This window comes from Hyalangium ruber (assembly GCF_034259325.1).
Classification (GTDB): Bacteria; Myxococcota; Myxococcia; order Myxococcales; family Myxococcaceae; genus Hyalangium_A; species Hyalangium_A rubrum.
Window position 1 is genome coordinate 783,127 of the sequence record NZ_JAXIVS010000004.1, and the last position, 26,878, is coordinate 810,004.

General features: G+C 69.5%; 23 protein-coding genes. 9 read left to right on the forward strand and 14 right to left on the reverse strand.

Annotation, left to right across the window (positions count from 1 at the left end; translation table 11 throughout):
• Positions 1-29: 29 nt before the first annotated feature.
• A complete protein-coding gene (locus SYV04_RS15450) occupies positions 30-893 on the reverse strand; it encodes a pirin family protein (protein ID WP_321546520.1) in 864 nt (287 codons plus the stop codon).
• Between the two features lie 134 nt (positions 894-1,027).
• Between SYV04_RS15450 and SYV04_RS15455 the strand changes: the two genes are divergently transcribed.
• Positions 1,028-2,353: an MFS transporter gene (locus SYV04_RS15455; protein WP_321546521.1), complete on the forward strand. Its 1,326-nt coding sequence runs from the start codon at positions 1,028-1,030 to the stop codon at positions 2,351-2,353.
• A gap of 39 nt (positions 2,354-2,392) precedes the next feature.
• On the opposite strand, the gene SYV04_RS15460 is transcribed toward SYV04_RS15455, so the two are convergent.
• Entirely contained in the window at positions 2,393-4,357 is a 1,965-nt protein-coding gene (locus SYV04_RS15460; RefSeq protein ID WP_321546522.1) for a sensor histidine kinase, read from the reverse strand.
• Between the two features lie 214 nt (positions 4,358-4,571).
• On the opposite strand from SYV04_RS15460, the gene dusA reads away from it, so the two are divergent.
• Positions 4,572-5,570, forward strand: a complete 999-nt coding sequence (gene dusA / locus SYV04_RS15465; RefSeq protein WP_321546523.1) for a tRNA dihydrouridine(20/20a) synthase DusA — start codon at positions 4,572-4,574, stop codon at positions 5,568-5,570.
• On the opposite strand, the gene SYV04_RS15470 is transcribed toward dusA, so the two are convergent.
• The 3 genes from SYV04_RS15470 to SYV04_RS15480 form a co-directional block, all read right to left on the reverse strand.
• Positions 5,567-6,193 (reverse strand): cupin domain-containing protein, encoded by a 627-nt coding sequence (locus SYV04_RS15470; protein ID WP_321546524.1) that lies wholly within the window; start codon positions 6,191-6,193, stop codon positions 5,567-5,569. The two genes, dusA and SYV04_RS15470, sit on opposite strands and share 4 nt — an antisense overlap.
• A 65-nt stretch (positions 6,194-6,258) precedes the next feature.
• Positions 6,259-7,083 (reverse strand): 2,3,4,5-tetrahydropyridine-2,6-dicarboxylate N-succinyltransferase, encoded by an 825-nt coding sequence (locus tag SYV04_RS15475; protein ID WP_321546525.1) that lies wholly within the window; start codon positions 7,081-7,083, stop codon positions 6,259-6,261.
• 52 nt (positions 7,084-7,135) lie between these two features.
• Complete coding sequence (locus SYV04_RS15480) at positions 7,136-7,450, reverse strand: PRC-barrel domain containing protein (protein ID WP_321546526.1); 315 nt, start codon at positions 7,448-7,450, stop codon at positions 7,136-7,138.
• Positions 7,451-7,668: 218 nt separating this feature from the next.
• On the opposite strand from SYV04_RS15480, the gene SYV04_RS15485 reads away from it, so the two are divergent.
• Together SYV04_RS15485 and SYV04_RS15490 are read left to right on the forward strand one after the other, a co-directional pair.
• Entirely contained in the window at positions 7,669-10,059 is a 2,391-nt protein-coding gene (locus tag SYV04_RS15485) for a carbohydrate-binding domain-containing protein (protein WP_321546527.1), read from the forward strand.
• Positions 10,060-10,081: 22 nt separating this feature from the next.
• The gene (locus SYV04_RS15490; protein ID WP_321546528.1) at positions 10,082-11,758 is read left to right on the forward strand and encodes a DUF1501 domain-containing protein; all 1,677 of its coding nucleotides are present in this window, start codon (positions 10,082-10,084) and stop codon (positions 11,756-11,758) included.
• Between the two features lie 9 nt (positions 11,759-11,767).
• On the opposite strand, the gene SYV04_RS15495 is transcribed toward SYV04_RS15490, so the two are convergent.
• Positions 11,768-12,004, reverse strand: coding sequence for a SelT/SelW/SelH family protein (locus SYV04_RS15495; RefSeq protein ID WP_321546529.1), 237 nt, complete (start codon positions 12,002-12,004; stop codon positions 11,768-11,770).
• A gap of 62 nt (positions 12,005-12,066) precedes the next feature.
• A complete protein-coding gene (locus tag SYV04_RS15500; RefSeq protein ID WP_321546530.1) occupies positions 12,067-12,840 on the reverse strand; it encodes a hypothetical protein in 774 nt (257 codons plus the stop codon).
• An 84-nt stretch (positions 12,841-12,924) separates the two neighbouring features.
• On the opposite strand from SYV04_RS15500, the gene SYV04_RS15505 reads away from it, so the two are divergent.
• From SYV04_RS15505 to SYV04_RS15520, 4 genes are all read left to right on the forward strand, one after another.
• Complete coding sequence (locus tag SYV04_RS15505) at positions 12,925-14,391, forward strand: pyridoxal phosphate-dependent decarboxylase family protein (protein WP_321546531.1); 1,467 nt, start codon at positions 12,925-12,927, stop codon at positions 14,389-14,391.
• Between the two features lie 14 nt (positions 14,392-14,405).
• Positions 14,406-15,125, forward strand: a complete 720-nt coding sequence (locus SYV04_RS15510; RefSeq protein WP_321546565.1) for a glycosyltransferase family 2 protein — start codon at positions 14,406-14,408, stop codon at positions 15,123-15,125.
• Positions 15,126-15,280: 155 nt separating this feature from the next.
• Positions 15,281-15,883, forward strand: a complete 603-nt coding sequence (locus tag SYV04_RS15515) for a putative ABC transporter permease (protein WP_321546532.1) — start codon at positions 15,281-15,283, stop codon at positions 15,881-15,883.
• A 159-nt stretch (positions 15,884-16,042) separates the two neighbouring features.
• On the forward strand, positions 16,043-17,077 hold the full coding sequence (locus SYV04_RS15520) for a rod shape-determining protein (RefSeq protein WP_321546533.1): 1,035 nt from the start codon (positions 16,043-16,045) through the stop codon (positions 17,075-17,077).
• Here the strand turns inward: SYV04_RS15520 and SYV04_RS15525 are convergent.
• The 4 genes from SYV04_RS15525 to SYV04_RS15540 form a co-directional block, all read right to left on the reverse strand.
• Positions 17,074-19,230 (reverse strand): tetratricopeptide repeat protein, encoded by a 2,157-nt coding sequence (locus SYV04_RS15525; protein WP_321546534.1) that lies wholly within the window; start codon positions 19,228-19,230, stop codon positions 17,074-17,076. The two genes, SYV04_RS15520 and SYV04_RS15525, sit on opposite strands and share 4 nt — an antisense overlap.
• A gap of 74 nt (positions 19,231-19,304) precedes the next feature.
• Positions 19,305-20,141 (reverse strand): c-type cytochrome, encoded by an 837-nt coding sequence (locus SYV04_RS15530; protein ID WP_321546535.1) that lies wholly within the window; start codon positions 20,139-20,141, stop codon positions 19,305-19,307.
• A gap of 16 nt (positions 20,142-20,157) precedes the next feature.
• The gene (locus tag SYV04_RS15535) at positions 20,158-21,282 is read right to left on the reverse strand and encodes a metallophosphoesterase family protein (protein ID WP_321546536.1); all 1,125 of its coding nucleotides are present in this window, start codon (positions 21,280-21,282) and stop codon (positions 20,158-20,160) included.
• Between the two features lie 14 nt (positions 21,283-21,296).
• Positions 21,297-22,598 carry a cytochrome-c peroxidase gene (locus SYV04_RS15540; protein ID WP_321546537.1) on the reverse strand — a complete coding sequence of 434 codons (1,302 nt, stop codon included), beginning with the start codon at positions 22,596-22,598 and terminating at the stop codon, positions 21,297-21,299.
• A 157-nt stretch (positions 22,599-22,755) separates the two neighbouring features.
• Between SYV04_RS15540 and SYV04_RS15545 the strand changes: the two genes are divergently transcribed.
• The gene (locus SYV04_RS15545) at positions 22,756-22,995 is read left to right on the forward strand and encodes a DUF2171 domain-containing protein (RefSeq protein WP_321546538.1); all 240 of its coding nucleotides are present in this window, start codon (positions 22,756-22,758) and stop codon (positions 22,993-22,995) included.
• Here SYV04_RS15545 and SYV04_RS15550 read toward each other — a convergent pair.
• The 3 genes from SYV04_RS15550 to SYV04_RS15560 are packed head-to-tail and all read right to left on the reverse strand — an operon-like array spanning position 22,992 to position 26,839.
• Complete coding sequence (locus tag SYV04_RS15550) at positions 22,992-24,359, reverse strand: DUF2156 domain-containing protein (protein WP_321546539.1); 1,368 nt, start codon at positions 24,357-24,359, stop codon at positions 22,992-22,994. The two genes, SYV04_RS15545 and SYV04_RS15550, sit on opposite strands and share 4 nt — an antisense overlap.
• Positions 24,360-24,369: 10 nt before the next feature.
• The gene (locus tag SYV04_RS15555; protein ID WP_321546540.1) at positions 24,370-26,256 is read right to left on the reverse strand and encodes a chloride channel protein; all 1,887 of its coding nucleotides are present in this window, start codon (positions 26,254-26,256) and stop codon (positions 24,370-24,372) included.
• Entirely contained in the window at positions 26,243-26,839 is a 597-nt protein-coding gene (locus SYV04_RS15560; protein WP_321546541.1) for a MarR family winged helix-turn-helix transcriptional regulator, read from the reverse strand. Before SYV04_RS15560 ends, SYV04_RS15555 begins: the two co-directional genes overlap by 14 nt.
• Between the last annotated feature and the right edge of the window lie 39 nt (positions 26,840-26,878).

Below are 26,878 nucleotides of genomic sequence, written 5' to 3' on the forward strand. Positions count from 1 at the left end.
CGTGAACCCTCGCACCACCCCAGTGCCCATTACCGCCTTGGTGGGGGGCCGTAGAGGCCGGAGCGATACTCGCCCATGACCCTCAGGATGTCGGCCTCGGTGTCTCCGATGAACGGGCCATAGCTGACCAGCGGCTCTCCCTGCGGCTGCCCGGCGTACAGCAGCGCCCGAGCCCGGGTGGTCCCGGTGATGCGGATGGAGCTGTCCCCACCGCCCTCGGGACGATCCAACCAGCCCACCTCTCCGGGCCTCAGCGCCCGGGCGTCCGGGCCCACCGCGATCTCTCCCTCCAGCACGTAGAAGAAGCCGTTGTACGAGCGGGGCAAGTCCTGCTCGATGCTCGCGCCCGGCTCGAACTGGAACTCGGCCAGGGTGACCGGCACATAGTTCTTCGTCTCCGAGCGCACCGATCCCGAGCTGCCGCTGTACAGCCGGACCTCCACCCCCGGCTCGCGCCGAACCGGAAGCTGCTCGTAGGGGATGTCCTGGAAGCCAGAGGGGACCCAGCGCTGCGCCTTGGGCAGCGTCAGCCAGAGCTGGAGGATCCGCGCCTGGCCCGCCTTCTCCAATCCCTCGCCATGGATGACCCCGCTGCCGGCCGTCATCCACTGCACGTCCCGCTCGCCCAGCCGCCCATTGTCGTGGACCATCCCGCCCTTCACCACCAGGGTCACCGTCTCGAAGCCGGCATGCGGATGTGGCCCGCCAATCGGCTGGCCGTCGATCCGGTCGTCCATCAACAGGATGAACGGATCGGACAAGGCGTAGTCCGCATGCGAGATGACGGGAATCACCGTATGCGCGGGCCCGAACTGCCCCGGCATCGGTTCCGGAAGGACGATGACTCGCTCCAGGCGACGCTCCACCCCTTGCTGTTGACGCGCGATAGCCATGATGCACTCTCCATAACGCCCTCTGATTTCGACCGCGACGGCGTCCCTTCAGCGAAGAGGTACGATGGCCGGCGTGTGCGTGCCATGATGGCAAGTCCAAAAGAATTGGCAGGCCGTCCACGGAGGTCCCCCCCATGCAGAGCCCTCCAAGCCCCGAGCCCACGCAGCACCCCTCGCAGCGCCCGCTCAACCGGCAGGACATCAAGACGCTGTCCCTGGCGGCGCTGGGCGGCGCGCTCGAGTTCTACGACTTCATCATCTTCGTGTTCTTCACGACGGTGATCGGCCAGCTCTTCTTTCCGCCCGACACCCAGGACTGGCTGCGCCAGCTCCAGGCCTTTGGCTTGTTCGCGGCCGGCTACCTCGCCCGTCCCCTGGGTGGCATCGTGATGGCGCACTTCGGTGACCGCACGGGCCGCAAGCGGATGTTCACGCTGAGCGTCTTCATGATGTCCGTGCCGACGCTGTTGATCGGCTTGCTGCCCACCTATGCCACGGCCGGCTATGCGGCACCCCTGGCCCTGCTCGTGCTGCGAATGCTGCAGGGCGCGGCGGTGGGCGGCGAGGTGCCGGGTGCCTGGGTCTTCGTCTCCGAGCACGTCCCCGAGCGCCGCGTGGGCTTCGCCTGCGGCACGCTCACCTCCGGGCTGACGTTCGGCATCCTGCTGGGCTCGCTGGTGGCGACGGCGATCAACAAGCTCTACACCCCGGAGCAGGTGCTGGCCTTCGGCTGGCGCATCCCCTTCCTGGTGGGGGGCGTGTTCGGCTTCCTGGCCGTGTTCCTGCGCCGCTGGCTGGCGGAGACGCCCATCTTCGAGGAGATGCGCCAGCGCCGCGCGCTGGTCCAGGAGCTGCCGCTCAAGGCCGCGCTGCGGGGCCATGGCCTGGCGGTGCTGGTGTCCATGCTGCTCACCTGGGTGCTCACCGCCGGCATCGTGGTGGTCATCCTCATGACGCCGACACTGGTGCAGAAGCTCCACGGCATCGCCCCCGCCCAGGCGCTGGAGGCCAACACCCTGGCCACGCTCAGCCTCACCGCGGGCTGCATCGCCTTTGGCATGCTCGCCGATCGCCTGGGCACCGCTCGGGCGCTGGGCATTGGCTGCGCCGTGCTGCTGGTGACGACCTACGTGTTCTACCGGGGCGTGGCCGCCAGGCCGGAGCACCTCGCGCCCCTGTACGCGCTGGTGGGGTTCTGCGTCGGCGTGGTGGGCGTGGTGCCCACGGTGATGGTGCGCGCCTTCCCCGCGGCGGTGCGCTTCTCGGGGCTCTCGTTCTCGTACAACGTGGCCTACGCCATCTTCGGCGGCCTGACGCCCCTGGTCGTCACCCTGATGATGAAGTCGAGCCCCCTGGCGCCCGCCCACTATGTGGCGACGGTGTGCGGGGTGGGCCTCCTCGTGGCGCTCTACCTCCGCAGCGCGAGCGCCGCGCGCTACGCCGTGGTGCCCCCCGCCTAGCCGCCACGCCCACGCGGGTCAGGCCCAGGCACACCCCGCTCAGTGCAGGGCCCCGGGCTTCGGGGGCTCCTCCTGCGCGCGCTCGCTGGGGGCGAGCGGCAACCGGATCGTGAAGCAGGCGCCTCCTCCCGGCCGGTTGTGCGCGGTCACCATCCCGTCGTGGGCCTTGACGATCTCCCGGACGACGTAGAGGCCAAGCCCCAGTCCACCGTAGTGGCGCACCTCGGCGGCCCGCTCGAACCGCTCGAAGATGCGCGACAGGTCCGCCTCGGGAATCCCAGGTCCTCGGTCACTGACCTCCAGGACGGCGGTGTCCTCCTCCTGGACGAGCGACACCTCGATGGGCGCATTGGCCGCGTACTTGATGGCATTCGACAGCAGGTTGGTCAGCACCTGCTCGACGCGGAGGCGGTCCCACTTGCCCGAGAGCGACTCCGGGACCTTCACCAAGAGCTCGCAGCCCGCCTGGGTGGCGGCCTCGCGCAGGCGCTCGCCGGCCTCGCGCACGGCCTCCGAGAGATCGAAGCGCTGCGGGTTCAGCTCGAAGCGCCCGGTGGCGATCCGCGAGACGTCCAGCAGCGCCTCGATGAGCGCGCTCAGGCGCTCGCTGCTCCGGGCCGCGCGGTCCACCTTGCTCACCACCCGCGCGTCCAGCGCCTCGACGCGGTCGCGCAGGCTGTGCAGCTGGAGCTGGAGCGCGGTGAGCGGCGTCTTGAGCTCGTGGGAGGCGATGGACAGGAACTCGTCCCGCAGGCGGAGCGCCTCCTGGGCCTGAGCCACCCGCACGCGCTCTTCCTCCAGCTTGCGGCGTTCGGTCAGGTCGCGCGTCACCTTCGCGAAGCCACTGTGCCGACCCGCCGAGTCATGGATCGCCGTAATCACGACGCTCGCCCAGAACCGCGTCCCGTCCTTGCGCAGGCGCCAGCCCTCTTCCTCGAAGCGGCCCTCGCGCAGCGCCACCTCGAGCTCGCGGTCGCACTTGCCGGCCAGGATTTCCTCCTCCGGGTAGAAGCGGGTGAAGCGCTGACCGATGATCTCCTCGGCCCGGTAGCCATTGATGCGCTCGGCGCCCTCGTTCCAGGTCACCACGTACCCGCGCGGGTCCAACATGAAGATGGCGTAGTCCTTCACGCCCGAGATGAGGAGGCGGAAGCGCTCCTCGCTCACGCGGAGCTGCTCCTGGGCCCGCCGGCGCTCCGTGAGGTCCCGGGTGACCTTCGAGAAGCCTCGCAGCGTCCCGGAGGCATCTCGCACCGCCGAGATGATGACGTCCGCCCAGAACCGCGTCCCGTCCTTGCGCAGGCGCCAGCCCTCGTCCTCGACCCGGCCCTGCTCCACGGCCTGACGCAGCAGCCGCTGGGGTCTGCCCGCGAGGCGATCCTCGGGCGTGTAGAAGCGCGAGAAGTGCTGCCCGATGATCTCCTCGGCGCGATAGCCCTTGGTGTGCTCGGCCACGGCGTTCCAGGTGCTGACCCGGCCCTCGGTGTCGAGCATGAAGATGACGTAGTCGCGGATGCTCCCCAGCAGCAGCCGGAAGCGCTGCTCACTCTCGCGAAGCTGCTCCTCCGCCTTGCGCCGCTCCGTCAGGTCTCGCGCCACCGTCGAGAAGCCCACCAGCTGGCCCGAGTGCTCACGGATGGGAGTGATGATGACGTTGGCCCAGTACAGGACCCCGTCCTTGCGGACGCGCCAGCCCTCCTCCTCGAAGCGGCCCTCGGCCAGGGCCAGCTCCAGCGCTCGCTCACACCTGCCCGACACCACCTCCTCGGGTGGGCAGAACAGGGAGAAGTGCTTCCCGAGCACCTCCTCGGCCCGGTAGCCATTGATGCGCTCCGCACCCAGGTTCCAGCTGGCGATCCTCCCCTGGGGGTCGAGCATGAAGATGGCGTAGTCGCGGACGCTCTCCACGAGCAGCCGCGATGGATCCACTGAGCAAGGATTATTCTGCGTGTGTACTTCCGGCGCGTTCCCGGAAGGGGCCAGCGCCCGCTTCTCATCAGTCATCTCGGCTCCGAGATGGGGGGGCAGCAAAGCTTCTCAATCTGGGGTCTGCGTCCATTGATGACAAGTCCTCAAAGTGCTCCGCGAGCCTGGAGGCGAACCCTCCCTCGCCTGGCCGGGTACTCAACCTCTGTGCGGAAGGAAAAAAGCAGGGTAGATGCACTCCGGGTGGGAGTCCTCTCTTCAGGATGCTCCAGATTCCCACCCGGGTTCTCTCATGATGCTGGCCTACCCCATGCCTTTGTGTGTGGCACCGATGATGGATTGGACAGACCGGCACTGCCGGTTCTTCCACCGTCAGATCAGCCGGCACACGCTGCTCTACACGGAGATGCTCACCACGGGCGCCGTCATTCACGGCGACCGGGAGCGGCTGCTGGGCTTCACGCCCGCCGAGCACCCCGTGGCGCTCCAGCTCGGAGGCTCGGAGCCCGCGCAGCTCGCCGAGGCGGCGCGCATCGGCGAGGAGTGGGGCTATGACGAGATCAACCTCAACGTCGGCTGCCCCAGCGACCGCGTGCAGTCGGGCCGCTTCGGCGCGTGCCTGATGGCCGAGCCCGAGCTCGTCGCCCGGCTGGTGGCCGCCATGCGCGAGGCGGTGCGCATCCCCGTCACCGTGAAGTCGCGCATCGCCATCGACGAGCTGGAGGAGTGGCCGACGCTCGAGAACTTCGTCCGCCTGGTGTCCGCCGCGGGCTGCTCGCGCTTCATCGTGCATGCGCGCAAGGCGTGGCTGAAGGGCCTGAGCCCCAAGGAGAACCGGGACGTGCCCCCGCTGCGCTACGAGCTGGTCCACCGGCTCAAGGCGGAGTTCCCCCACCTGGACATCAGCATCAACGGCGGGGTGAAGAGCCTGGACGCCGCCGCCGAGCACCTGCGCCACGTGGACGGGGTGATGATCGGCCGGGCCGTCTACGAGAACCCGTACCTGCTGGCCGAGGCGGACCGGCGCTTCTTCGGCGCCACGGAGGCCCCGAGAGAGCGTCACGCCGTGGTGGAGGCGATGCTGCCCTATATCGAGGAGCGCCGTCGGGACGGAGCGCCGCTGGGCTCCATCACCCGGCACATGCTGGGGCTCTTCCAGGGGCTGGCGGGGGCGCGGGCCTGGCGCCGGCACCTGAGCGAGAACGCGCACAAGGCGGGCGCGGGCCCCGAGGTCGTCACCGCCGCGATGGCGCACGTCCCCCGGGGCGCCTCGGGCCAGGTGGCGGCCTAGGCCTCCAACTCCTCGAAGCTCGTAATCCCGTCGATGACGGCGGCGGCGATGCACGCGGGCCCCTCCAGGGCCGTGAAGTCGTGCGCGCTGCCCTCGTCCTTCTCCAGCAGCTCACCGGGCCACACCTCGTGCCCGGAGTCCTCGCGGAAGCCTCCCTCCAGCACCAGGTTCCACTCCCGCCCATGGTGGGTGTGCCGGGGGAAGCGCACCCCCGGAGGGACACGCACGAAGGCCGCCAGCATCCCCGCCTTCGCCGGGCCCGTCTCCACCGGCAGCAGTTGAATGGCCTCCGTCGGGCCGGGCAACCACGCGGCCGCGTCGCTCAGGGACTCCAGCACCGCCAGCGCCCGCTCCCGGGTGATGTCCAGCAGCGCGGCCACCTTCTCCGCGAAGCGCGCGAAGCGCCCCGGCGACTCCATGGCCGCCACCACCCGCTCCAGCACCTGAGGCGGCGGCAGCGCGGGTACCGCCAGTGTCGTCAGCGCCTCCACCGCGGGTGAAAGCCGGGCCACCTCCGCCCGGCACGCCTCGCAGGTGGCCAGGTGACGCTCGGCTGCCTGCCGGGCGTTTGGCTCCAGCGTGCCCAGCAGCAGGTCCGGCAGGATGTCATCCAGGTGGGTCATCTCGTGTCACATTTCCCCAGGTCTTCCTCTGTCTACGGACACGGCTACCCGGTGGATTTCCTCTCCTACACCGCCACGCCGAAGTCCCGTAGCGCGCTGTTGAGGCTCGTCTTCTGGTCGGTGCTCTTCGTCCGCTGGCCGATGATCAACGCGCAGGGAACCCCGTACTTCCCGGAGGGGTACTCTTTCTCGCGCATTCCCGGAATCACCACGCTCCGCGCCGGCACCCGTCCTTTATAGACGCGCTCTTGAGGGCCGGTGACGTCGATGATCTGCGTGGATGAGGTGAGCACCACGTTGGCGCCCAGCACCGCCTCCTCCTCCACCACCACGCCCTCGACGACGATGCAGCGGCTGCCGATGAAGGCCCCATCCTCGATGATGACGGGCGAGGCAGAGGGCGGCTCGAGCACCCCGCCCAGCCCCACGCCGCCGGACAGGTGGACGTTGCGGCCCACCTGCGCGCAGCTGCCCACCGTGGCCCAGGTGTCCACCATGGTGCCGGCGCCCACGCGCGCGCCGATGTTCACATAGCCCGGCATCACCACCGCGCCCTTCTCCACGAAGGCGCCGTAGCGCACCACGCCCGGAGGCACCACGCGCACGCCCGCCTTGTCCAGGCCCTTCTTGAGCGGCACCTTGTCGTGGAACTCGAAGGGGCCTACCTCCATCACCTGCATCTCCGACACGGAGAAGAACAGGAGGATGGCCTCCTTCACCCAGGCGTTGACGCGCCAGCCCTCGGGGCCCTTCTCGGCCACGCGCAGCTCGCCCGCATCCAGCCGCGCCAGCGTCTCGCGCACCGCGGCCACGGAGTCGGCTTCCTTCAGCTTCGTCCGATCGGCGAACGCCTCGGACACCTTCTGGGACAGGGCTTCAATGGAGGACATGGCCCCGTGTTGAACCACAAATCCGTCCCGCCCGCCGCATTCTGAGCTGTCTTCAGGAGCCCGCGTGTCCGGTGCTGGCGGCCTCGGCCAGCGGATGGACCTGCGTGGGGATGTCACGCTGCAGCCGGTCCCCCAGGGGCTCGCAGACCTCGGAGGGAGTCCCCCTCACGTACACGCTGCCCCCCGTCACCCGCGCCACCCGCGCCAGCGGCACCGCGAACTCCCGCCGCGAGAAGCGCCACGGCCGCACGTAGAGCACCTCGCGGCCAATGAGTCGCACCCTGCCCAGCCGCTCGCCCTGCTGCGTCTGCACCCGCATGCCCGCTTGGATGGAGCGCCGCTCCAGCGGTGAATCCCACCATGCCATGTGTCACCTCCATCACCCGCCACGTTCAAAGGTGCGGCGGAGAACGGATGGGGGCGACCGCAGGGCAGGCTCCAAAGCGCCCGATTGCTCGAACGCTGCAATCTTTCGATCGCTTCGCTTTGGCTACACGAGCAATCACAGGGACTTAACGTTCTCCTGGTTTCTCTTGGACCAGCCATGCACCCTGCCTCACGGACTTCACGGACGGGGGTTGCTGCATGGAAGCATCCTCTCAAGCCCGTCGGTACGTGCTCCTGGTGACGGCCATCGCCGCCGCTGGAGCCTCCGGCTGCTACGGGCAGGCGACGTTGGAAGTACCTGGCTACGAGGTGCCGACACGCGATGGCGTGCCGGTGTACGACGGAGACAACCCACCGCTACCCGTGCTGGAGCAGGACGGCTCGATCGTCTGCGCGAGCGCGAGCGCTCCCGACACGGTGACGCTGGCGAGCATCGCCGCGGACTTCGAGCGCCAGGTGCAGCCGGCCATGCTGAACGAGAGCTCGGGCTGCATCTCCTGCCACGCCACCACCAGCGGCCGGCTCTTCAAGGTGAGCCCGAACGGGGTGGAGACGTTCTACGCGGCGCGCGCCGCGGGCTACCTGCGCACCTCGGCGGGCTCGCTGCTCTCGCGATTGATCACCACCGACGAGAGCGCGCGCATGCCGCGCGGCCAGCCCTCGTGGAACGCTCGGGAGCTCGCCGCGCTGGCCAGCCTCACCTGCCAGCTGGCAGCGGTGGAGGCCCGCTCGCCGCAGACGCCGCCGGACGAGGAGTTCCCCCCGGCGCTGCTCCAGCCGTACTCCGGCCCGCCCGTGGCCTCGTATGACAACCCCTTCCTCAACTTCGTGCAGCTCAAGGGGAAGGTGAAGCTGGTCTTCAACGACAGCTGGGTGCGCAACAACGTGGACAAGTTCGCCCAGCGCGTGGGGCTCTTCGGCGGCGTGGACTATGAGCAGTACTTCGTCGAGGCGCGCGTGGCCACGCCCGACTTCCTGCTGGGCCTGGACGAGCTGGCCCTGGACGTGTGCGGCGCGGCGGCCACCAACCGCACCGGCCCCTTCGCCGGCGTGGACACCAGCGCGGGGCTCGTGGACACGCCCGCCGCCACCACCCGCACCTTCCAGGCGGAGAACTCCCAGGACCTGACGCCCAGCACGGGCCAGACGGCGGGCACCGGGTGGAACCTCTACACCACCGGCACGCTCACCACGACGCAGGCGCACGTCATCGGCTACGGCGGCACGTACCGCTTCACCGTGCGCGCGCGGGGAGACCTGTGCGGCTCCGAGCCGCCGATGATGGAGCTGCGCATGGACGGCGCGCAGGTGCAGGCCTGGGGCGTGAACACAACGGCCTATACGGACTTCGTGCAGACGGTGACGGTGCCCGCGGGCAGCCACGTGCTCTCGGTGGGCTTCACCAACGACTACAACCAGGAAGGCGTCTGCGACCGCAACCTCTACGTGGACTTCCTCCAGGTGACGGGGCCCACGGAGCCGCCCTCCGGTACCGCGCGGGCGGACGCCGCCAAGGTACACGTGAACACCCTCTATAAGAGGATGCTCTACCGCACGGCCACCGCGCAGGAGCAGGCCAACGGCTACGCGCTGCTCCAGGACCTCTTCACCATGGAGGCCAGCGTGCCCAAGGCGTGGAGCGGGCTGTGCGAGGGGTTGATGCGCTCGCCGGACTTCCTCTTCACCCTGCCGCCTTCGCACGAGACACGCTCGGGCCTGGAGCGCCAGCGGCTGCTGCTGGTGAAGCTGGCGCAAGACCTCGTGGGCCGCCCGCCCAACGCGGCGGAGCTCTCGGCCTTCGAGAGCGGCAGCCAGAGCTGGGAGCAGATGGTGGAGACGTACCTGGGCTCGGCGGAGTTCCGCGCCTACTACTTCCACAAGATGCGCATCCGCACCGAGAGCGAGGGCACGGCGGACACGGACGAGCCGGCGCGCCTGTGGACGTACCTGGCCACCACCGGAGCGCCGATGCAGGAGCTGCTCACGGGCGACTACTCGGTGGCGCTCGACTTCAGCAAGGTGCCGCGCGCGACCGAGCACGGAAACACGGGCGTGCTCACCATGAAGGGCTTCATCCAGAACAAGCCGGGCCTGCCGCGCTACAACTACGCGGCGCGGGTGATGACCGACTTCATGGGCACGCTCTTCGAGGTGCCCTCCGAGGTGTTCGACATGCGCGGGGCGGCCACGGCGGCCTCCACGGTGGACCCGACGAGCATCTGCTTCTCGTGTCACCAGACGCTCACCCCGCTGTCGTACCAGCGCATGCGGTGGGACGACGCGGGCAACTACCGCACCACGGACGACCAGGGCCGCCCCATCGACGACAGCGACCGCGGGCTCGTGGGCGTCTACGCCTACAAGGGCCAGGGCATGGAGGCCTTCGCCCAGCAGGCGGTGAAGAAAGAGCCCTTCCTGCGCCGCACGATCAACGCGCAGTACATGCTCTTCTTCGGCCGGGAGATGCGGTACAGCCTGGACGAGCGCGGCATGTACAAGCGCTTGTGGGACGTGGCGCACGCGTCGGAGGGCAACCTCAAGGCCGTGCTGAAAGCGATTGCCCTCTCTCCCGAGTACACCCACCTCTGAAGCACCTCCAGGGAGCCGCACCATGAACCGCCGCCGATTCCTCGCTGGCGCGCTCGCCGGCACCGCCATCAGCACGCTGGACTGGCTCCGCTTCTTCCGGAGCTTCGGCGTGCCGGGCACGAAGAAGGAGCTGGGCATCGCCGAGGCCGCCGCCGCGGAGCTCAACGCCACGCCCCACTTCCTCATCTACTGGTTCCAGGAAGGGGGCTGGGACGGGTACTCGATGTTCAACCCGGTCCACACGCCCAACGACGCCGCGCGCATCATCCCCGCCGGCACGCTGCTGCCCGTGCCGGGCTGGAGCCAGCACCGCTACCGGCCGAAGAACTACGGCACCAGCCCGCTCAACCCGCCGCGCACCTCGGGCAACATCACCTACGGCTACCTGGCCGAGGACGGGCTGCCGCTCTTCCCGGACATGGCGGTGGTGTCCAGCCACAACGGCAACACGTTCCACTCGGGCGGCCGCTGGGAGTACCACTACGGCCGCTACAGCTCATCCCTGTCCGGCTATCGCCACCCGGACGAGCGCACGGTGATGCAGGCCTTCTGCGAGGCGTACGGCACCGGCTACCTGCTGCCGCACGTGAGCTGGCACCGCTGGCTCTCGGATGGCGAGCTGTCCATCCCCTCCTACCCCGAGGGTACGGGCTACTACGAGAAGCTCGGGCCGGTGCATGCGCACACGCTCTACGGCAAGACGCCGGCGGACATGCGCAACCGCCTCATGTCCCTGGGCAGCATCGCGCAGGGCCAGCGCGGGGCGCGCATCCGCCAGTTCACCGACAACCTGCAGGCCAACTTCCTCAACGAGAAGAACGGCGAGTCGGTGCGCGCCTTCTCCTCCGCGCTCACCATCCACCGCGCCCTCACCGGCGGCAGCGCCCCGGACATCAACCCGCAGACGATGTTCAACGACACCACGCTGCGCTCCGAGTTCGGCGTGGCGGCCACGGATGAGACGACCGAGTCCTCCTCCATCAACGGCAACCCCGCCCGCTCCAAGGAGACGCCCAACACCAACGTCCAGGCGCTGATGACCTACGAGCTGATGACGAAGGGGCTCTCCATCGGCTTCTTCATCGAGAACCGCGGCCTGCGCATGTACGACACGCACAATGACCGCCGCACCATCATGAACAACAAGGGGCAGCAGGATCAGCTCAACATGGCGCGCAAGCACCTGTGGTCGCCGCTGAAGACCCTGGTGGCGAAGCTGAAGGCCACTCCCTACGGCGACACGGGCAAGAGCTACTACGACTTCACCACCATCGTGCTGGCCTCGGAGATGGGGCGCACCATCACCGGCGACGTGCAGGGCATCCTCACCAACGCGGGCCTGAGCGACGTGCAGAAGTACGACGAAATCATGGGCCAGGACTGCTGCCAGCACTGGCGCGTGAGCAGCGCGGCGTTCCTGGGCGGCACGGTGCGCGGCAACACCCAGTGGGGCCGCGTGGGCAGCGCCTCGCTGGAGGGCATTCCCCTCATGCCCAACGGCACGCTGGATCCGGCCTATGACCCGGACACCGGCCTGCTCATCCCCGGCCGGTTGAAGAGCACCCAGAGCTTCGTCTCCGACGCGGGCCACGTGTATTCCACGGCCCTGTACCTGTCGGGGCTGGACCCCGTGGCCCTGCGCCAGGCGGGCAAGGGGCGCAATGACCGCGCCCCGATGACCTTCATCAAGAAGCCTTGAGTCGGCCCCTCAGCTTCCGAGCTCCCGGGCCACGGCGTTCACAATCTCTTGCTCGGTGGGGAATGCGAGCGACTGCTTCTTCACCACCGTCTTGCCGTTCACGGAGACCTCGAAGCTCCCGGATGGGCCGTGCTTCAGCTCCGAGTCCAGCTCGAACTCGTCCTTCAGGGTAGCCGCCACACGGGCAGCTCGAGGCCTGTAGCCTCAGGCATTGCAATAGGTGATGGTGATCTTCGCGGCGGACATGGCGTGTCTCCCCTCGCCTCAAGAGATAATTCCGCGTCCCCGGTTTCGCCAACCTCGGTACCTCAGTCGCCCTCGAGGTCGGGCTCCAGCTCCACCGCGGGCACCGTCGGCGGCTCCATCGGCTTGCGGACTCGCAGGGCGTCGATCATGTGCCGGAGCATGCGGATGCGCGGCTCCGAGTCCTTGACGAGCAGGTCCTCGCCAATGACGGAGGCGATGCCGCGCGAGCTCGCGGACTGCTCGCACCAGGCCCCGGCCACCTGCTCCGCCGGGAGCCCTCCCACCGGGACGAGCTGGGTGACGAGCGGCGCGGGCTCGACGAGCAGCAGCCGCTGCAGCAACTCCTCCCGCTCCTCGAGCGAGAGCACCCCCTGGGTGAAGGTGCTGCCCACGCCATAGTGCGCGCGCAGCAGCCCGAGCAGCCGGGAGACATCCGTGTCCGGCAGTGCCAAGGACACGCGCAGCTCCACCAGCGGTGCGGCCACCACCACGCTCAGTCCCAGCTCGCTGGCCAGCCCCGCGCCGAGCGAGCCCAGCGGGATTGCCTCCGCCACCAGGAGGAACCGGGCCGTCGGCAGCCGCGCGCCCGCGGAAGGTTCGGAGGTAACCACGGGCTCCGCCTCTCCGCTCGAAGGGGCCACGCCCGGCTCGCTCTCGGAGGGCAGCCGCCTCAGCTCCAGCCGGCCCACGGGCGCGTCGGCCTGGGTGATGGAGGTGCGCGGCGGTGGCGGGCGGCCCCGGCAGGTGAACGCCTCTTTCGGTTCATCGCGGACCTCCGGCTTCGCCGCGCACCCGGCCAGCGCGACGAGCCCCACCCCGAGGATGAAGTGTTTCATGCGCCATCAGTATGGCGCGAAGTGGGCCCGCCACCCATGCCCCCCCATTTCCCGGCGCGCCCCCCCGGTCTACGGTGCGCCGCCATGCAGAACTTCCGAGACCGCGCCGCCGCCGCCTACGACGCCGAGCGCTTCCGCCAGCAGGGGCACCAGCTCGTGGACCAGCTCGCCGACTACCTCGCGAGCGCCACCAGCGGGAAGGCTCTTCCCGTGCTCCCGTGGGTGACTCCGGACGAGAGCCTCGCGCGCTTCCCCGCGAGCTTCCCCGAGGAGCCGGGCGGAGAGCTCTCCCCCTTCATCGCCCGCGTGCTGGGCGGCTCCAACCACCTGCACCACCCGCGCTACGTGGGGCACCAGGTGTCGGCCCCGCTGCCCCTGGCGGCGCTGTGTGACTTCGTCTCCTCCCTGCTCAACAACGGCATGGCCGTGTACGAGATGGGGCCCGCCGTCTCCGCCATGGAGCACAACCTGCTCCGGTGGATGGCCGGACAGCTCGGCCTGCCCGAGAGCGCCGGCGGTGTGTTCACCTCGGGAGGCTCCGTGGGCAACCTCACCGCCCTGCTCGCCGCGCGCCAAGCCAAGGCCGGCTACGACGCGTGGAACGGAGGCTCGCCCGCGGGCCCGCCGCTCACGGTGCTCGTCGCGGAGACGGCCCACTACAGCCTCGCCCGCGCCACGAAGGTCATGGGCTGGGGCGCGGAGGGCCTCACCCCCGTCCCCGTGGATGCGAACTTCCGCCTCCGCCCGGAGTCCCTGGAGGCCACCCTGGCCGCCGCCACCCGCGCCGGCCGCCGCCCCATCGCCGTGGTGGCCAGCGCCGGCTCCACCTCCACCGGAGCGTTCGACCCGCTGGAGCCCGTAGCCGACTTCTGCGAGCGCCACGGCCTCTGGTTCCACGTGGACGGGGCCCACGGCGCTTCCGCCGCGCTCAGCCCCCGCTACCGCCACCAGGTGAAGGGCATCGAGCGCGCCGACTCGGTGGTCTGGGACGCGCACAAGATGATGATGATGCCGGCGCTCATCACCGCCGTGCTCTTTCGCGACAGCACCCGCTCCTACGAGTCCTTCGCCCAGCAGGCCAGCTACCTCTTCGGCCCGGGCTCCCGGCCCTGGAGCGACATCGGGCTGCGCACGCTGGAATGCACCAAGGAGATGATGGCGCTCAAGCTCTACACCTGCCTGAGCCTGCTGGGCACCCGCTTCTTCTCCGACTATGTGACGGCCACCTTCGACCTGACGCGCCGCTTCGCCGAGCGGCTGAAGGCCTCGGGCGACTTCGAGGTGCCGGTGGCGCCCGACTGCAACATCCTCTGCTTCCGCTACACCCCCGCCGGCGTACCCGCCTCGGAGCTGGACACGCTCCAGGCCCGCCTGCGCCAGCTCCTCATCCAGCGAGGGGACTTCTACCTGGTGCAGACCACCCTGCCCTCGGGGGTGTACCTGCGCACCACCCTCATCAACCCCCTCACCTCGGACGCGGAGCTGGAGGCGCTCCTGGAGGCGCTGCGCCAGGCGCCGAGAAATGTCGCTCCAGGCAGCGAAATCAGGTAATGCCGCACCCCGTCATGCTCGTCTCGCTCGTCATCCCCGTCTACAACGAGGTCCCCACCCTGGCGGAGCTGCTCCGGCGCTGCATCGCCGTGGACTTCCCCAAGGAGCTGGTGCTCGTGGACGACTGCTCCAAGGATGGCAGCCGCGAGTTCCTCGAGCAGCTCTCCGAGAAGGGGCTGGCGCTGCTGGGCGGCAACCCGACGAACCGCAACGACCTCAAGGTGCTCTTCCAGCCCCAGAACCAGGGCAAGGGCGCGGCGCTGCGGCGGGGCTTCGCCGAGGCCTCCGGCGACATCATCATCGTCCAGGACGCGGACCTGGAGTACGACCCGCGCGACATCCAGCGCGTCATCCAGCCCATCCTCGATGGCGAGGCAGACGTCGTCTTCGGCAGCCGCTTCACCGGCACGCCCCGGCGGGTGCTCTACTTCTGGCACACCGTCATGAACAACGCGCTGACCATGCTCTCCAACATGACCAGCGGGCTGAACCTCACGGACATGGAGACCTGCTACAAGGCCTTCCGCGCCGAGGTGCTGCGCTCCATCACCGTGGAGGAGGAGCGCTTCGGCTTCGAGCCCGAGGTGACGGCCAAGATTGCCCGGGGCAACTGGCGCGTCTACGAGGTGCCCATCAGCTACCACGGGCGCACCTACGAGGAGGGCAAGAAGATCGGCTGGAAGGACGGAGTACGCGCCCTCTACGTCATCGCCAAGTACGCCCTGAAGCGCTAGGGCCTGTTCATTGCCCGACAGCGTTTCCCGAGCCTGTCGCCCCTCGGACACCGTAACGGGGCGGAGGCGGTCCCCAATCGCGCGCTGGGGAACACCCCCTCATTGGACCGGAGGGTAGGCCTGACCGTTGGGGGGGGGATTCTTACCTTCTGAGGGTGATCGCCAGATTCCTTCTCTACGGGTGTGCGGGCTGGGTGCTCGAGGTGTGCTTCACCGGCGCGCATGCCGCCCTCCTCCACAAGGACAGCCATGGTACGGCGAAGACGTACCTGTGGATGCACCCCATCTATGGCGCCACGGCGCTGAGCATGGAGTTCCTCCATGACCGGCTGCGCTTCCTGCCCCGCCCGATACGGGCCCTTGCCTACACCGCCGTCATCTTCGGGGCCGAGTACGCCACCGGCTGGCTGCTGCGCCGGGCACTCGGCCGCTGCCCCTGGGACTACGAAAAGCGAGGCTGGAGCGTGAAGGGGCTCGTGCGCCTGGACTACTTCCCCTTCTGGTACGCCGCCGGACTGGCCTTCGAGCCGGTACGCGAAGCCCTGCTGCGCGTCACCAGCGAGGCCCTGCGGCAGACGCCCGAGTTCCGCCACGCCGTGGAGAACGGGGAGGTGTTACCGCCCCCCCACGCCGGCTCCACCGAGGTGGAGGCGGGTGCTACGGCTGCAACCTTCCAGGGAGCCCTGACGGCCGAGCGGGCGGAGCCCCGGGAGGATGTACCCCTGGGGGCGGACGCCCTGCCCTCTCCGGTGGGCTGAGGGCCCTTCCCTGGCCGAGTGCTCTCCAGCCCACGTCTCGACACGAGAGGTGGCTTTTCTTTCAGCACCGCGCGCCACGTAGTAATACCTTCACTGCGCTCGCGGTGTTTGTTCACCCTGGGGAAATTCCGCCGCCGTCCTGAAAGTTCCCGCCCCCGTATGTTCGACTGGCTTCACACCCTCTTCTCGCGTGACCTGGCAATCGACCTGGGCACGGCGAACACGCTCATCTACATCCGCGGCCAGGGCATCGTCTCGAACGAACCCTCGGTGGTGGCCGTGCAGCAGGACGCACGCGGTGGCAAGAAGGTGCTCGCCGTGGGCAAGGAGGCCAAGGAGATGCTCGGGAGAACCCCGGGCAACATCGTGGCCATCCGCCCCATGAAGGACGGCGTCATCGCCGACTTCGAAATTACCGCGGCGATGCTGCGCTACTTCATCCAGAGCGCCCACAACCGCAAGACGCTCGTCAACCCGCGCATCATCATCGGCATCCCCTCGGGGATTACCGAGGTGGAGCGCCGGGCGGTGCGCGAGGCGGCGGCCAACGCGGGCGCCCGCGAGGTCTACCTCATCGAGCAGCCCATGGCGGCGGCGATTGGCGCGGGGCTTCCGGTGACGGAGCCCAGCGGCAACATGATCGTCGACATCGGCGGTGGCACCTCCGACGTGGCGGTCATCAGCCTGGCCGGCATCGTCTTCGCCAAGAGCGTGCGCATCGGCGGCGACAAGCTGGACGAGGCGATCATCCAGTACGTCAAGCGCAAGTACAACCTGCTCATCGGTGAGCGCACGGCCGAGGCCATCAAGATGGGCATCGGCACGGCGTACCCGACCGACGAGGTCATGACCATGGAGATCAAGGGTCGCGACCTGGTGGCGGGCGTGCCGCGCACGCTGACGGTGAGCAGCGACGAGGTGCGCGACGCGCTGGCCGAGCCCGTCAACGGCATCGTCGAGGCGGTGAAGCTGACGCTGGAGCGCACGCCGCCGGAGCTCGCCGGTGACATCGCCGACCGCGGAATCGTGCTCGCGGGCGGTGGCGCGCTGCTGAAGAACCTGGACACGCTGCTGCGCGAGGAGACGGGCCTGCCGGTGTTCCTGGCGGAGGACCCGCTGTCGGCGGTGGTGATTGGCGCGGGCAAGGCGCTGGAGTCGCTCGACATCCTGCGCCAGGTCACCCAGCCGGCCTAAGGCACGCTCCACGGCCGGGGAAGCCGAGGCTGAGGCCCGTCGACGGGCTTCACGTCTCGGTACTCGGGCTCCACGTAGTCGGGGTCGAGCGCGCGGCGGGCGAAGCCACCGAGCCCGTCTGTCCAGCGCGCATAGGCCCGCTCGATGAAGGCGTCCTTGTCGACGGCGCGAGCGCGCACCAGGTAGGCGACGGCGAGCAGGTCCGGCGGCAGCATCGGAAAGCGGGGCTGCACCTCGCCCGAGCGCACATAGGCCTCGAGCGGCTTGCGGGCCTTCATGAGCGCGAAGTGCGTTCCGAAGAGGCGCTCCGCGGCCTGGGTGTCCCCCTGTCGCGTGAGCTCCAGGGCGAGGATCGCTGCGGCCTCCAGGGGCAGGCGGTTGAGCACGCCGTCCTTGGCCGAGGAGACCTGAGCCGCGGCCTTCTCCGCGTTGCCGAGGATGAGGAAGGCGAGCCAGAGGGACTCCCGCTCCGTGACGTTGCCCGTGAAGTTCAGCTCCTCGTCCTTCAAGGTGCGGAAGCCAGTCATGAGCGTGAAGCGCAACTGAGCTGCCGGCGACTCCATGAACTCGGCGGGGAGGAGGGGGTCCGTGATGTACGGCGTGCGGTCCGGTCCCGCGAGGCGGGCCAGTCGACCCGCGAGCACCGCCAGCTCCCAGGAGCGCCGTGGCCGGGCCGTGGCCTCCACATACCGCTGCACGGCACGGGAAGCCTCCCCCACCCGCTTGAGGGCGATGAGGGCGCGCACACGCAGCTCCAGGTCCTCCACGGACTCGGGCGCCTTGACGAGCGCCTCATCGAGCAGCTCCAGCGCTCGCTGCGGGTAGCCATCCGCGAGACGGAGGCGGGCCATCGCGCGCTGGGCCTCGAATGAATCGGGAAAGCGCTCCAGGACGCGCGCGTAGGCCTCGCGCTGTTCCTCCGGCCGACGGGAGCGCGCTTGCACCAGGGCCCGCCCGACGGAGGCGTCCGGAGCCGCTTTGTCCATCGAGACGTAGGCTCCGGTCGTCTCATGTCCCAGCAGGCCATAGACGTCTTGGAAGAGCTCATGGGCGGCGCGGTCGTCCGGGTAGCGAGAGATGAGCCGCTGGGCGAACTCCAGCGCCTTCGACGGGTTGTACCGCATGAGCCAGTGCGCGGCCGCCTCGCGAGCCCGGAGCGAGGTGGGGTCCGCCAGGGCGATGCTCTGGGCCAGCTCTCCGGCGGCCTGCAAGCGCCCGGCATCGGCGTGCTCCTGGACGGTCTCCTCCCAGTTGAGCCGTTCCTTCCACATCATGTCGTCGGGGCCCAGGGCTCCGGCGCGAAAATCCACCCGGCGCGGGGGGGTGTACTCGGCCGCGTCGTCCACCATGAACGAGGCCGCGCCCAGCACGTTGTAGAAGTTGCGCTGCTCCGCCCTCAGGGAGAACTCCTCGAAGGGCTTCGTCTCTCCGGGCCAGCGCGCTTCGAACTTGTGGGGCCCGCTGAGGCTCCGCAGGGAGATGGTCAGTTGGCTGCCGGGCGCCACTTGGAAGGTCCGCCGCCCATCCACGGACACCTCCACGGGCCGGGACAGCCCATTGATGAGGGACACCTCCCGCGTGATGAAGGGCATGGCGATGCCCGCGAGGCACACCAGCCCCACGGCGCCCAGCGCCACCTTGGATACCCACTGCCGGACCCTGAAGCGCGCGGAGGTGGGGACGCGCCCCAGCACCTCGACGTTCCCCTCGCTGTCGCGCCGTACGAGGTGCTGACTCAAGGGCCAGACCGCCACGCCGAGCACGCGTACGGCGCGGGTGGCAATGAAGGGCACCTCCTGCTGGCTCGGGGGAGGCAGGCCGATGAACCCCACCCCCGTCCCCTTCAGCTCGCCCAGCCCAGGCGGGCGCTCGGCCACCGCGAAGCTCACCGGGTGGGCGAGCAACTGTCGGAGGGTGTCCCGCGTCGGGCCTCTGGGCTCCCGCGCCATGCGGGCGGAGAGGACGGCGTGGACGGCGAACGAATCCCCCGCCGCCAGCGCGCGAGCGAGGGCCTCATCCGGCAACAGGGTGGTGATGACCGGGGCCCGCTCGGTGAGGCCGCTGGGGTCCGCCTCCAGCGGAAGAGCGGAGGGCAGAGCCAGTGGCTCTTCCTGGGGCCTGGAAGGGGCCGTGCCGGTGGACACCGTCGACATGGCCCGCATTGAACACGGAAGCGGAGGGAGGGGCGCAAGGGGGCCCCTCCCCTTTCACGTCCGAGACCCGGCCGTCAGTGCTTGCCGAAGTCCAGCGCCACGCCCTTGCGCTTGGCGTAGATGTAGGCCTCCATGGCCTTCATCTTCGGGTCGTCATCGGCCAAGGGCTTGCCGCGCACCGGGTTCTGGATGCACCAGTTGATCATGTCGCGCAGCATCGCCACGCGGCCCAGCTGCACCTGGTACTTCGGATACGTCTCCGGGTGCGTGTTGGCCGCGTCCGGGTGGCACATGTCGCACGACACCGCGATGGTGCCGCCTACCGCCTCCGCGTCGTGGAAGACCCGGTTGCCCTCCTCCACGAACGCCTGCGTGGAGGCGGCCCACACCTGCTCGTCGCGGTTGCTGAAGGCGCCGTAGGTGTGGCCCGTCTGGAGGTTGGAGTCCTTGGCGGCCTGAGAGGCCCCCGAAGCCGCGTTCTGCCCGGCCGTCCCCACCGCGCCGCCCGCACCGGGCTTCTGCGGCGTGGTCGGCAGCGCTGGAGGGCTGCGCGGCGCCTTCGGGTCCGGCGAAGGCGGCGGCTTGGGCGCCTGCGCCAGGACCTGCGGCGGAGGCGCCACGTCGTCCCAGTTCGCGCGGGGGTTCTTGCGACGCCACTCGGTCATCAGCGCGCCGGTCACCGCCAGCGCCTGATCGCGTGACATCTTCCCGCCTTCCTTCACCCCCTTCACCTCCATGGAGGTCTCGCCATCGCACAGGCCGACGACGAGGTTGCCATCCTTCGAGGTGGGCACCTGATGCTGCGGCAGCGGCTCGGCCTTGCGCGCGGCGGGTTCCGTCGCGAGCGCGGCGCCTCCGGCGGCGGAGGTGAGCACGACAACACCCGTGAGGAGCTTCTTGCGGAGAGTCATAGTGGTGGCGTCCTCGCTAGTAGCTGGGGAGCTTGGGGCGGGGGGGCGCATCCTTCTGGCCGTTGGACGCGAGGTAGCTCGCGCGCACGGTGATGGGGTTGCGCTCCCACAGGTTGTAGAGCTTGTTGACCAGGCCGGCCTCGAGCACGTCCATCCGTCCGTCGCCGCACCCGTCGAACTGGCTGAACGGATCCGCGCGGTTCATCTGCGTGGTGAACGTAGGCAGCCCCTCGGGCGCATACGGCCACGGCCACGCGGTGGACAGCATGCCGTGGAAGTGGATGTTGCCGATGCGGTTGGTGAGCAGTTGGTGCGTGTGGCCGTGGATGACCGTCACCTTCTCGAACGGCTTGAGGAGGGCCTGCACCTCGTCGGCGTCATCCGTCCAGAAGTTCCACGGCTTGTAGTACTTGTAGAGCGGCGAGTGGCTGAAGACGATGACCGGCGTCTTCTTGTCCACCTTGGCCAGGTCCTGCTGCATCCACGCGCGCTGCTCGGCGCCCACCTCGAACCGCGACTGCAGCCCGTTGTCCAGGCCGGCGACGATCTTCATGCGCTCCATGGGCTTCAGGCCCTTCTCCGTCCAGAAATCCTTCTCCAGGATGGAGTTGAGCACCACGAAGTGAACGCCCTTGTGGTCGAACGAGTAGTTGGGCGGGCCGAACAGCTCGCGCCACAGCTCGCCCATGTCGAGGAACCAGTCGTGCTCGCCCACCATCATCTTCACCGGGGCTTTGACGCTCTTGAGAATCTCCGCGCCCAGCTTCAGCTCGCTGGCCTGCCCCAGCTGGGCCAGGTCCCCGCCGAACAGCACGAAGTCCGGCTGCGGGTTGAGCGCGTTCACGTCATCCACGGCCTTGAGGATGGAGCGAATGAACCGGTCGTTGAGCTTCCTCTCGTACAGGTGGGTATCGGAGATATAGGCGAAGCTGAACTTCGGCTTGTCGGTGCTGCCCTGGGCCTCGGCCACCTGGACGAGCTGGAAGCTGGCCGGCGTCACCAGTCCCATGCCGGCGACGATGCCGGCCGACACGCCCGCCACGCGCATGAAGGCGCGGCGGTCCAGGCGCTGGAGCCCGTCAAACAGCTCCTGGCGCTCTTCGTAGTACTTCGTCTCGACGCTCTTGAACTTGTTGGACATGGTCTGAAGGCTCCCTACTTCGCCGTGCTCTTGATGGAGGTCTCCGAGCCGTACGCGCCGAGCTCCGCCGGGTTCTTCACAGCCAGGTCCGGGTTGGGGGCCAGGTCTCCCAGGTTGCCCTTCTTGCCCAGGGCCACCTCGGTGTCGCGCTCGGGGCGCTTGCCCTTGCGGGCCGTCTGCCGGGCCAGCTCCTGCCGGTTGAACTTCTCGTAGCGCTCGTCCGTGAGCGCGAAGAGGAAGGCCACCACGTCGTCGATTTCAGGCTCGGTGAGCCCCAGCCGCTGCATCCCCCCGTCGAGGTAGGGGTTGGGCACGCCGCCCTTGTTGTAGTGGTCCATCACGTCCCACAGCGTCACCAGCGAGCCGTCGTGCATGTACGGGCCGGTGATGCCCACGTTGCGCAGGGTGGGCGTCTTGAAGGCGCCGACGTCGTTCTCCTTCTTGGTCACCAGGAAGCGACCCAGCTCGGAGAACTTCGTCTCCAGCGCCAGCTCGTCGATCTGCTTCTCGTCGCCAGTGCGCACCACCGTCAGCGCCTCGCGCGCCAGCTGCACGAAGTCCTGCTTGTGGGCGGCGATGCCGATGTTGTGGAACTTCTGGTCCGAGAAGAGCGGCGAGACGATGTTGGCCGCGTGGCAGGAGTTGCAGCGCGCCTTGCCGTTGAAGAGCGCCCAGCCGCGCTTCTCCGAGGCGTTGAGCGCCTTGTCATCCCCGTGGATGAACTTGTCGAAGCGCGCGCTGCCGGAGAACTGGGTGCGCTCGAAGGCGGCGATGGCGGCGGCCAGGTCGTCGTAGTTCACCTCGCGGCCGAACACCTTCTTGAACTCGGCCGAGTACTCGGGGATGGCGCGCACCTTGGTCACCACCGCCTCGGGCGAGGGCATGCCCATCTCGCGCGGGTTGAGGATGGGCAGCTTGGCCTGATCCTCCAGCGTGCCCGCGCGCCCGTCCCAGAACTGGGTGGCGTTGAACATGGCGTTGAGCACGGTGGGGCTGTTGCGCGTCACCTGCTGGTTCTTGATGCCGGTGGACAGCGCCTTGCCGTCCACGAAGCCCTTGGTCGGCTCGTGACAGGTGGCACAGGAGACGGTGTCGTCCGCCGACAGCCGCTTCTCGTTGAAGAGCTTCTCTCCGAGCGCCACCTTCTCGGGCGTGGGCTCGGCGCCCGCAGGCACCGAGAGCTTCCACAGCGTGGGAGAGACTCCTAGCGGAAGCTTCGGCGGGGGAGCTGCGGCTCGCGGCGGTTCCGCCGCGTAACCCGCTCCGGCATACACCAGGACGGCGACCGTCCAGGCGACCGGGGACCTGAGACGCATGAACAACCTCCCGAGGCCGAGGCAATCCACGGGGAAAGCCCGTGGGGCCCCTGCCCATTGCCTCTTGCAGGCAAGCATCTCGCCCTACCCACCCGCCACGTCTGCGTGCCCACAGGGCGATTGCAATGTTTACAGAGAGTCACATGAGGAGGAAGCAATGATTGACCCGGAGAGGATTCGGGAGGGCATGACGGTGCGGGACCTGCAGGGCCGCAAGCTCGGGACGGTGGCGAATCTGGGTGCCACGCAATTCGAGCTGGAGCAGGGCATGCCCGCGAGGAGGGATTACGTCGTCACCCATCACGCGGTGGCGCGCATCGAAGGGGAGGACATCATCCTGAGCCCCGGCCACGGCGCGCACGTGCCGCCGGAAGAAGAGGGCTTTCCCCGGCGCTAGTGCGTGAAGGGCGGGTGGCGGGAGGCCCACCCCAGCAAGCCGGCCGCCGTGGAGGGCGCCAGGATGGCGGCTCCGATGACGAGCCAGTCGAGCGCGCCCTGGGCCCGAGGCACGTTGTAGGCCACGGCCTGCCAGGTCGTCAGGCAGGCATCCAGGGCGATGATGGCCGCGAGCAGCCCCGCCAGGCGGGAGCGCCAGCGGTGGACCAGCGCGAAGAGGGCGCCGGTGAGCCCCACGTCGAAGAGCACCCACGCCCACTGGATGGCGGGGGACGGGAAGCGGGGCGTGTTGACGGGCAGGGCCAGGAGCAGCGTCCAGGGAATGAGCAGCACGGCCAGCACGCGCACGAGCAGGTCCGCGCGGCGCAGCGCCGTGGTGAAGCCGAAGCGCACGAAGCTGCCCCGGGCGAAGGCTCGCAGCGCGTCGTACATGGGCCAGAGCCTGCCGCCCCGCTCGGGCCAGGCCAGGTAGAGCGGGTCCCACGTGTGGGGCCGCAGCTTCGCCTTGAAGGCGCGCAGCCCCTCGAAGTCATACAGCGCCCGGCCCCAGAGCCTCGCCAGGCGCAGCCAGAGCGACACGTCTCCCGAGAGGGGCGCCAATCCCAGCGTCACATAGCGCCGCCCCTCTTCCGCCGAGGCGCGCATCACCGCGTCCACCATCAACTCCACGGAGCCATTGGGCGCGCGCGCATCCCGCACCAGGTGCTGGAGCAGCCAGCCCTCCCGCGCGAAGACGGGGGCAGCGGACAGGAAGCAGACCACCTCGCCTTGAAGCTCGCCCACGAAGGCCTGGCGCTCCTCGGTGAAGGCATAGGGGGAGACCTGGACGAGGAACCCCATGGGAGCCATGCGCCGCGCGGCCAGCCACCGCGCCAGCAGCCGATCCACCGCCCGCCGCGTGGGGTGCTCCGGGTCCCGGAGCTCGTCCGCGGCCACCCTGCGCACGGTGACGCCGCGAGCCCGTGCCCGCCGGAGCTGCTCCCGCAGGCTGCGGCTGGAGCGCAGCGTCTCCTCCCAGCGACGTGGATCCCACACCGGCTGCTCGCCGATGGGCACCGCCTCGACGGGGGCGGCCTCGAGGAAGCGTCGCTCCGCGGCGAAGAAGCAGACTCGCCGGTTCTCGGCGCGTGCCGCCGCCTCGAAGCCGGCGACCACCTCGGCGAGGTGCTCGACCTGGGCGATGGGAGCGCCAGCCACCACCCAGGCGCCGCCCGTGTCCACGTACGCGACACAGGCCTCCAGCCGCTCGTCGAACCAGTAGCGAAAGCCCGGCTCGAGCACCTGGAAGGAGGTGGCGTTCCACCCGTGCCGCTTCAACAGCTGGAGCACCCGGTCGCGTTGCACCTGCGCGGAGGAGTCGGCCATGACGCGAAGCTCACGCGGGGTGCGGAACCCGGGGCTCTGGGGGCCGCTTCGCGCCTCCAATGCCCTGCTCCCGGCGGTGGGCCGCGTCCAGCCGGCGCTGGTGCGCCGCGAGCAGGTCGCTGCGCGTGAGGATGCCCACCACCCGCTCGGGTGCGTCGCGGCGCACCACGGGCAGCCGCCCCACGCCCTCGCGCACCATGTGGTCCGCCGCCTCGCGCAACGTGCTGTCCTCGAAGGCGACGGCCGGAGGACGGCGAATCAGCTCGCGCACCCGCCGCCCGCCCGGTTCCGCGCCGTCGAGCAAGTCCCTCCGGGTGACGACGCCCACGAGCCCACCGTTCGCGTCCAGCACCGGAAAGCCCTGGTGGCTGGTGCCGGGTACGCCCGAGGCGAGCCATGCGCGCACCGTCTCCAGGGACTCTTCCCCCAAGAGCGTCACCACGGACCGCAGCCCATGGTCCCGCACGAGGGCATGGGACAGGGCATCCACGGCGTACTCGGTGGGGACGCGCCCGCCTCGGCGGGCAATCTTCTCCGTCATGATGGAGTGGCGCATGAGCAACGTGGACACGAGGTAGGCCGCCGTACACCCGCCCAGCAGCGGTAGCAACCCCAGCGGCTGGCGCGTCGTCTCGAAGGCGAACACCACCGAGGCGAGCAGCGCCCGCGAGGCGCCCGCGAAGATGGCGGCCATGCCCACCAGCGCGGCGATGCGCACATCCATGCCGAGCCCCGGTGCCAGCCACACGAGCAGGGCCCCCAGCGCCGAGCCCAACCCGCCGCCGATGGTGAACAACGGCGCCAGCGTCCCGCCAGACGTGCCGCTGCCCAGCGCGATGGACCAGGAGAGGAACTTCATCAAGCAGAAGAAGAGCATCGCCGTGCCGACGAAGCGGCCGCTGAGGATGTCCTCGATGTTGGTGTAGCCCACGCCCAGCGTACGCGGGGCGAAGTAGCCCACCACGCCCACCACCACCCCGCCGAGCGCCGGCCACCACATCCAGTGCAGGGGGAGCTTCTCGAAGGCATCCTCGATGGCATACACCGCGCGCGTGGCGAACACCGAGGCCAGGCCCACCACCCCGCCCAGGAGGATGTAGCAGGCCAGCGCGGCGCCCCCGGGTTGCACCAGGTCCGGCATCGCGAAGGCCGGCTCGCCGCCCGTGAAGACAATGCGCACCCCGGTCGCCGTAGCGGTAGCCAGCGCCACGGGGATGACCGAGCGCGGGCGGTACTCGAACAGGAGCAACTCCACCGCGAGCAGCACCGCGGACACGGGCGCCCCGAACGTGGCCGCCATGCCCGCCGCGGCGCCGGCGGCCAGCAGCGCCTTGCGCTCGTCCGCGGTCACCTTCAGGAGCTGGCCCACGAACGAGCCCAACGCGCCGCCCGTGGCGATGATGGGGCCCTCGGCGCCAAAGGGGCCTCCGGTGCCGATGGCCACCGCCGCCGACAGCGGCTTGAGGAACGTCACGCGCGGCGGGATGCGGCTCTGGTTGAACAGCACCTGCTCCATCGCCTCGGGGATGCCGTGGCCGCGAATGGCTCGCGAGCCGTAGCGCGCCATCAACCCCACCAGGATGGCGCCCAGCACCGGTACGACGATGACCCAGGCCCCCAGGGTGTTGTCCGCCGGGGAGACGGGCGCGGCGGAGAAGCGGCCGAAGAAGGCGATGTTCGTGAAGAGGTGGATGATGGCGGTGAGCAGCTGCGCGACGAAGCCCGCGGCGATGGCCAGGAGGATGGCGACGCCGCTGATGAACACCACGCGGCGATCCACGGGCTCCAGGGCCTGGGGAGCGCTCACGCTCTCCAGCGCGGGTCCCATCGACGGGGCGACGGGGAGCACCTCACGAGACACGCCCTCCGCGACTTCGGAGATCTCAGGCTTCTTCATGGTTCCTTGTCCGCGGACGGCGCCCCGAGGGGAGCTCGTCTTCAAAGAAGAGGGTGGGAGCTTGCGTGTCGGCGCCAATCTCACGCACCAGCGCCTCGAGCCCTCGGGCGAGCGAGGCGCGCGTGGGGGGCTCCAGGCGCCGCAGCCCGGCGATGAGCTGGGCCTGCGCCATGGCGGGTGAGCGCCGCAGGAGCGCACGCCCGGCGGGCGAAAGGCGCACCTCCGCGCGCCGACCATCCGACGCCGAGGCCCGCCGGCGGACGAGCCCGCGCTCGATGAGCCGGCTCACGACGACGGAGACGGAGCTCTGGTGCGTGAGGGTGCGTTCGGCCAGCTCACCGATGGAGCAGGCCCCTGCATCCGCGAGCTGCTGGAGGACGAAGAGCTGGGCGCCACTGATGCCCACGAACCGCTCGGAGGCCCGGGCGGAGACGCGCAACAGGCGCACCACACGCCGGATGGAATCCATCACCACGCGGATGTCCTCCGCGCCCTCCGGGGTATTTATATGGGCTCCCATATATTTCTCCAGGCCGAGGGTAAAGGCCTGGGCCGCCTCTCGCAAGCGCTGAGTCGTCGACACGCGGGCGTGCCTCGCTTGCACCTGGAGCAAGCGACTTGA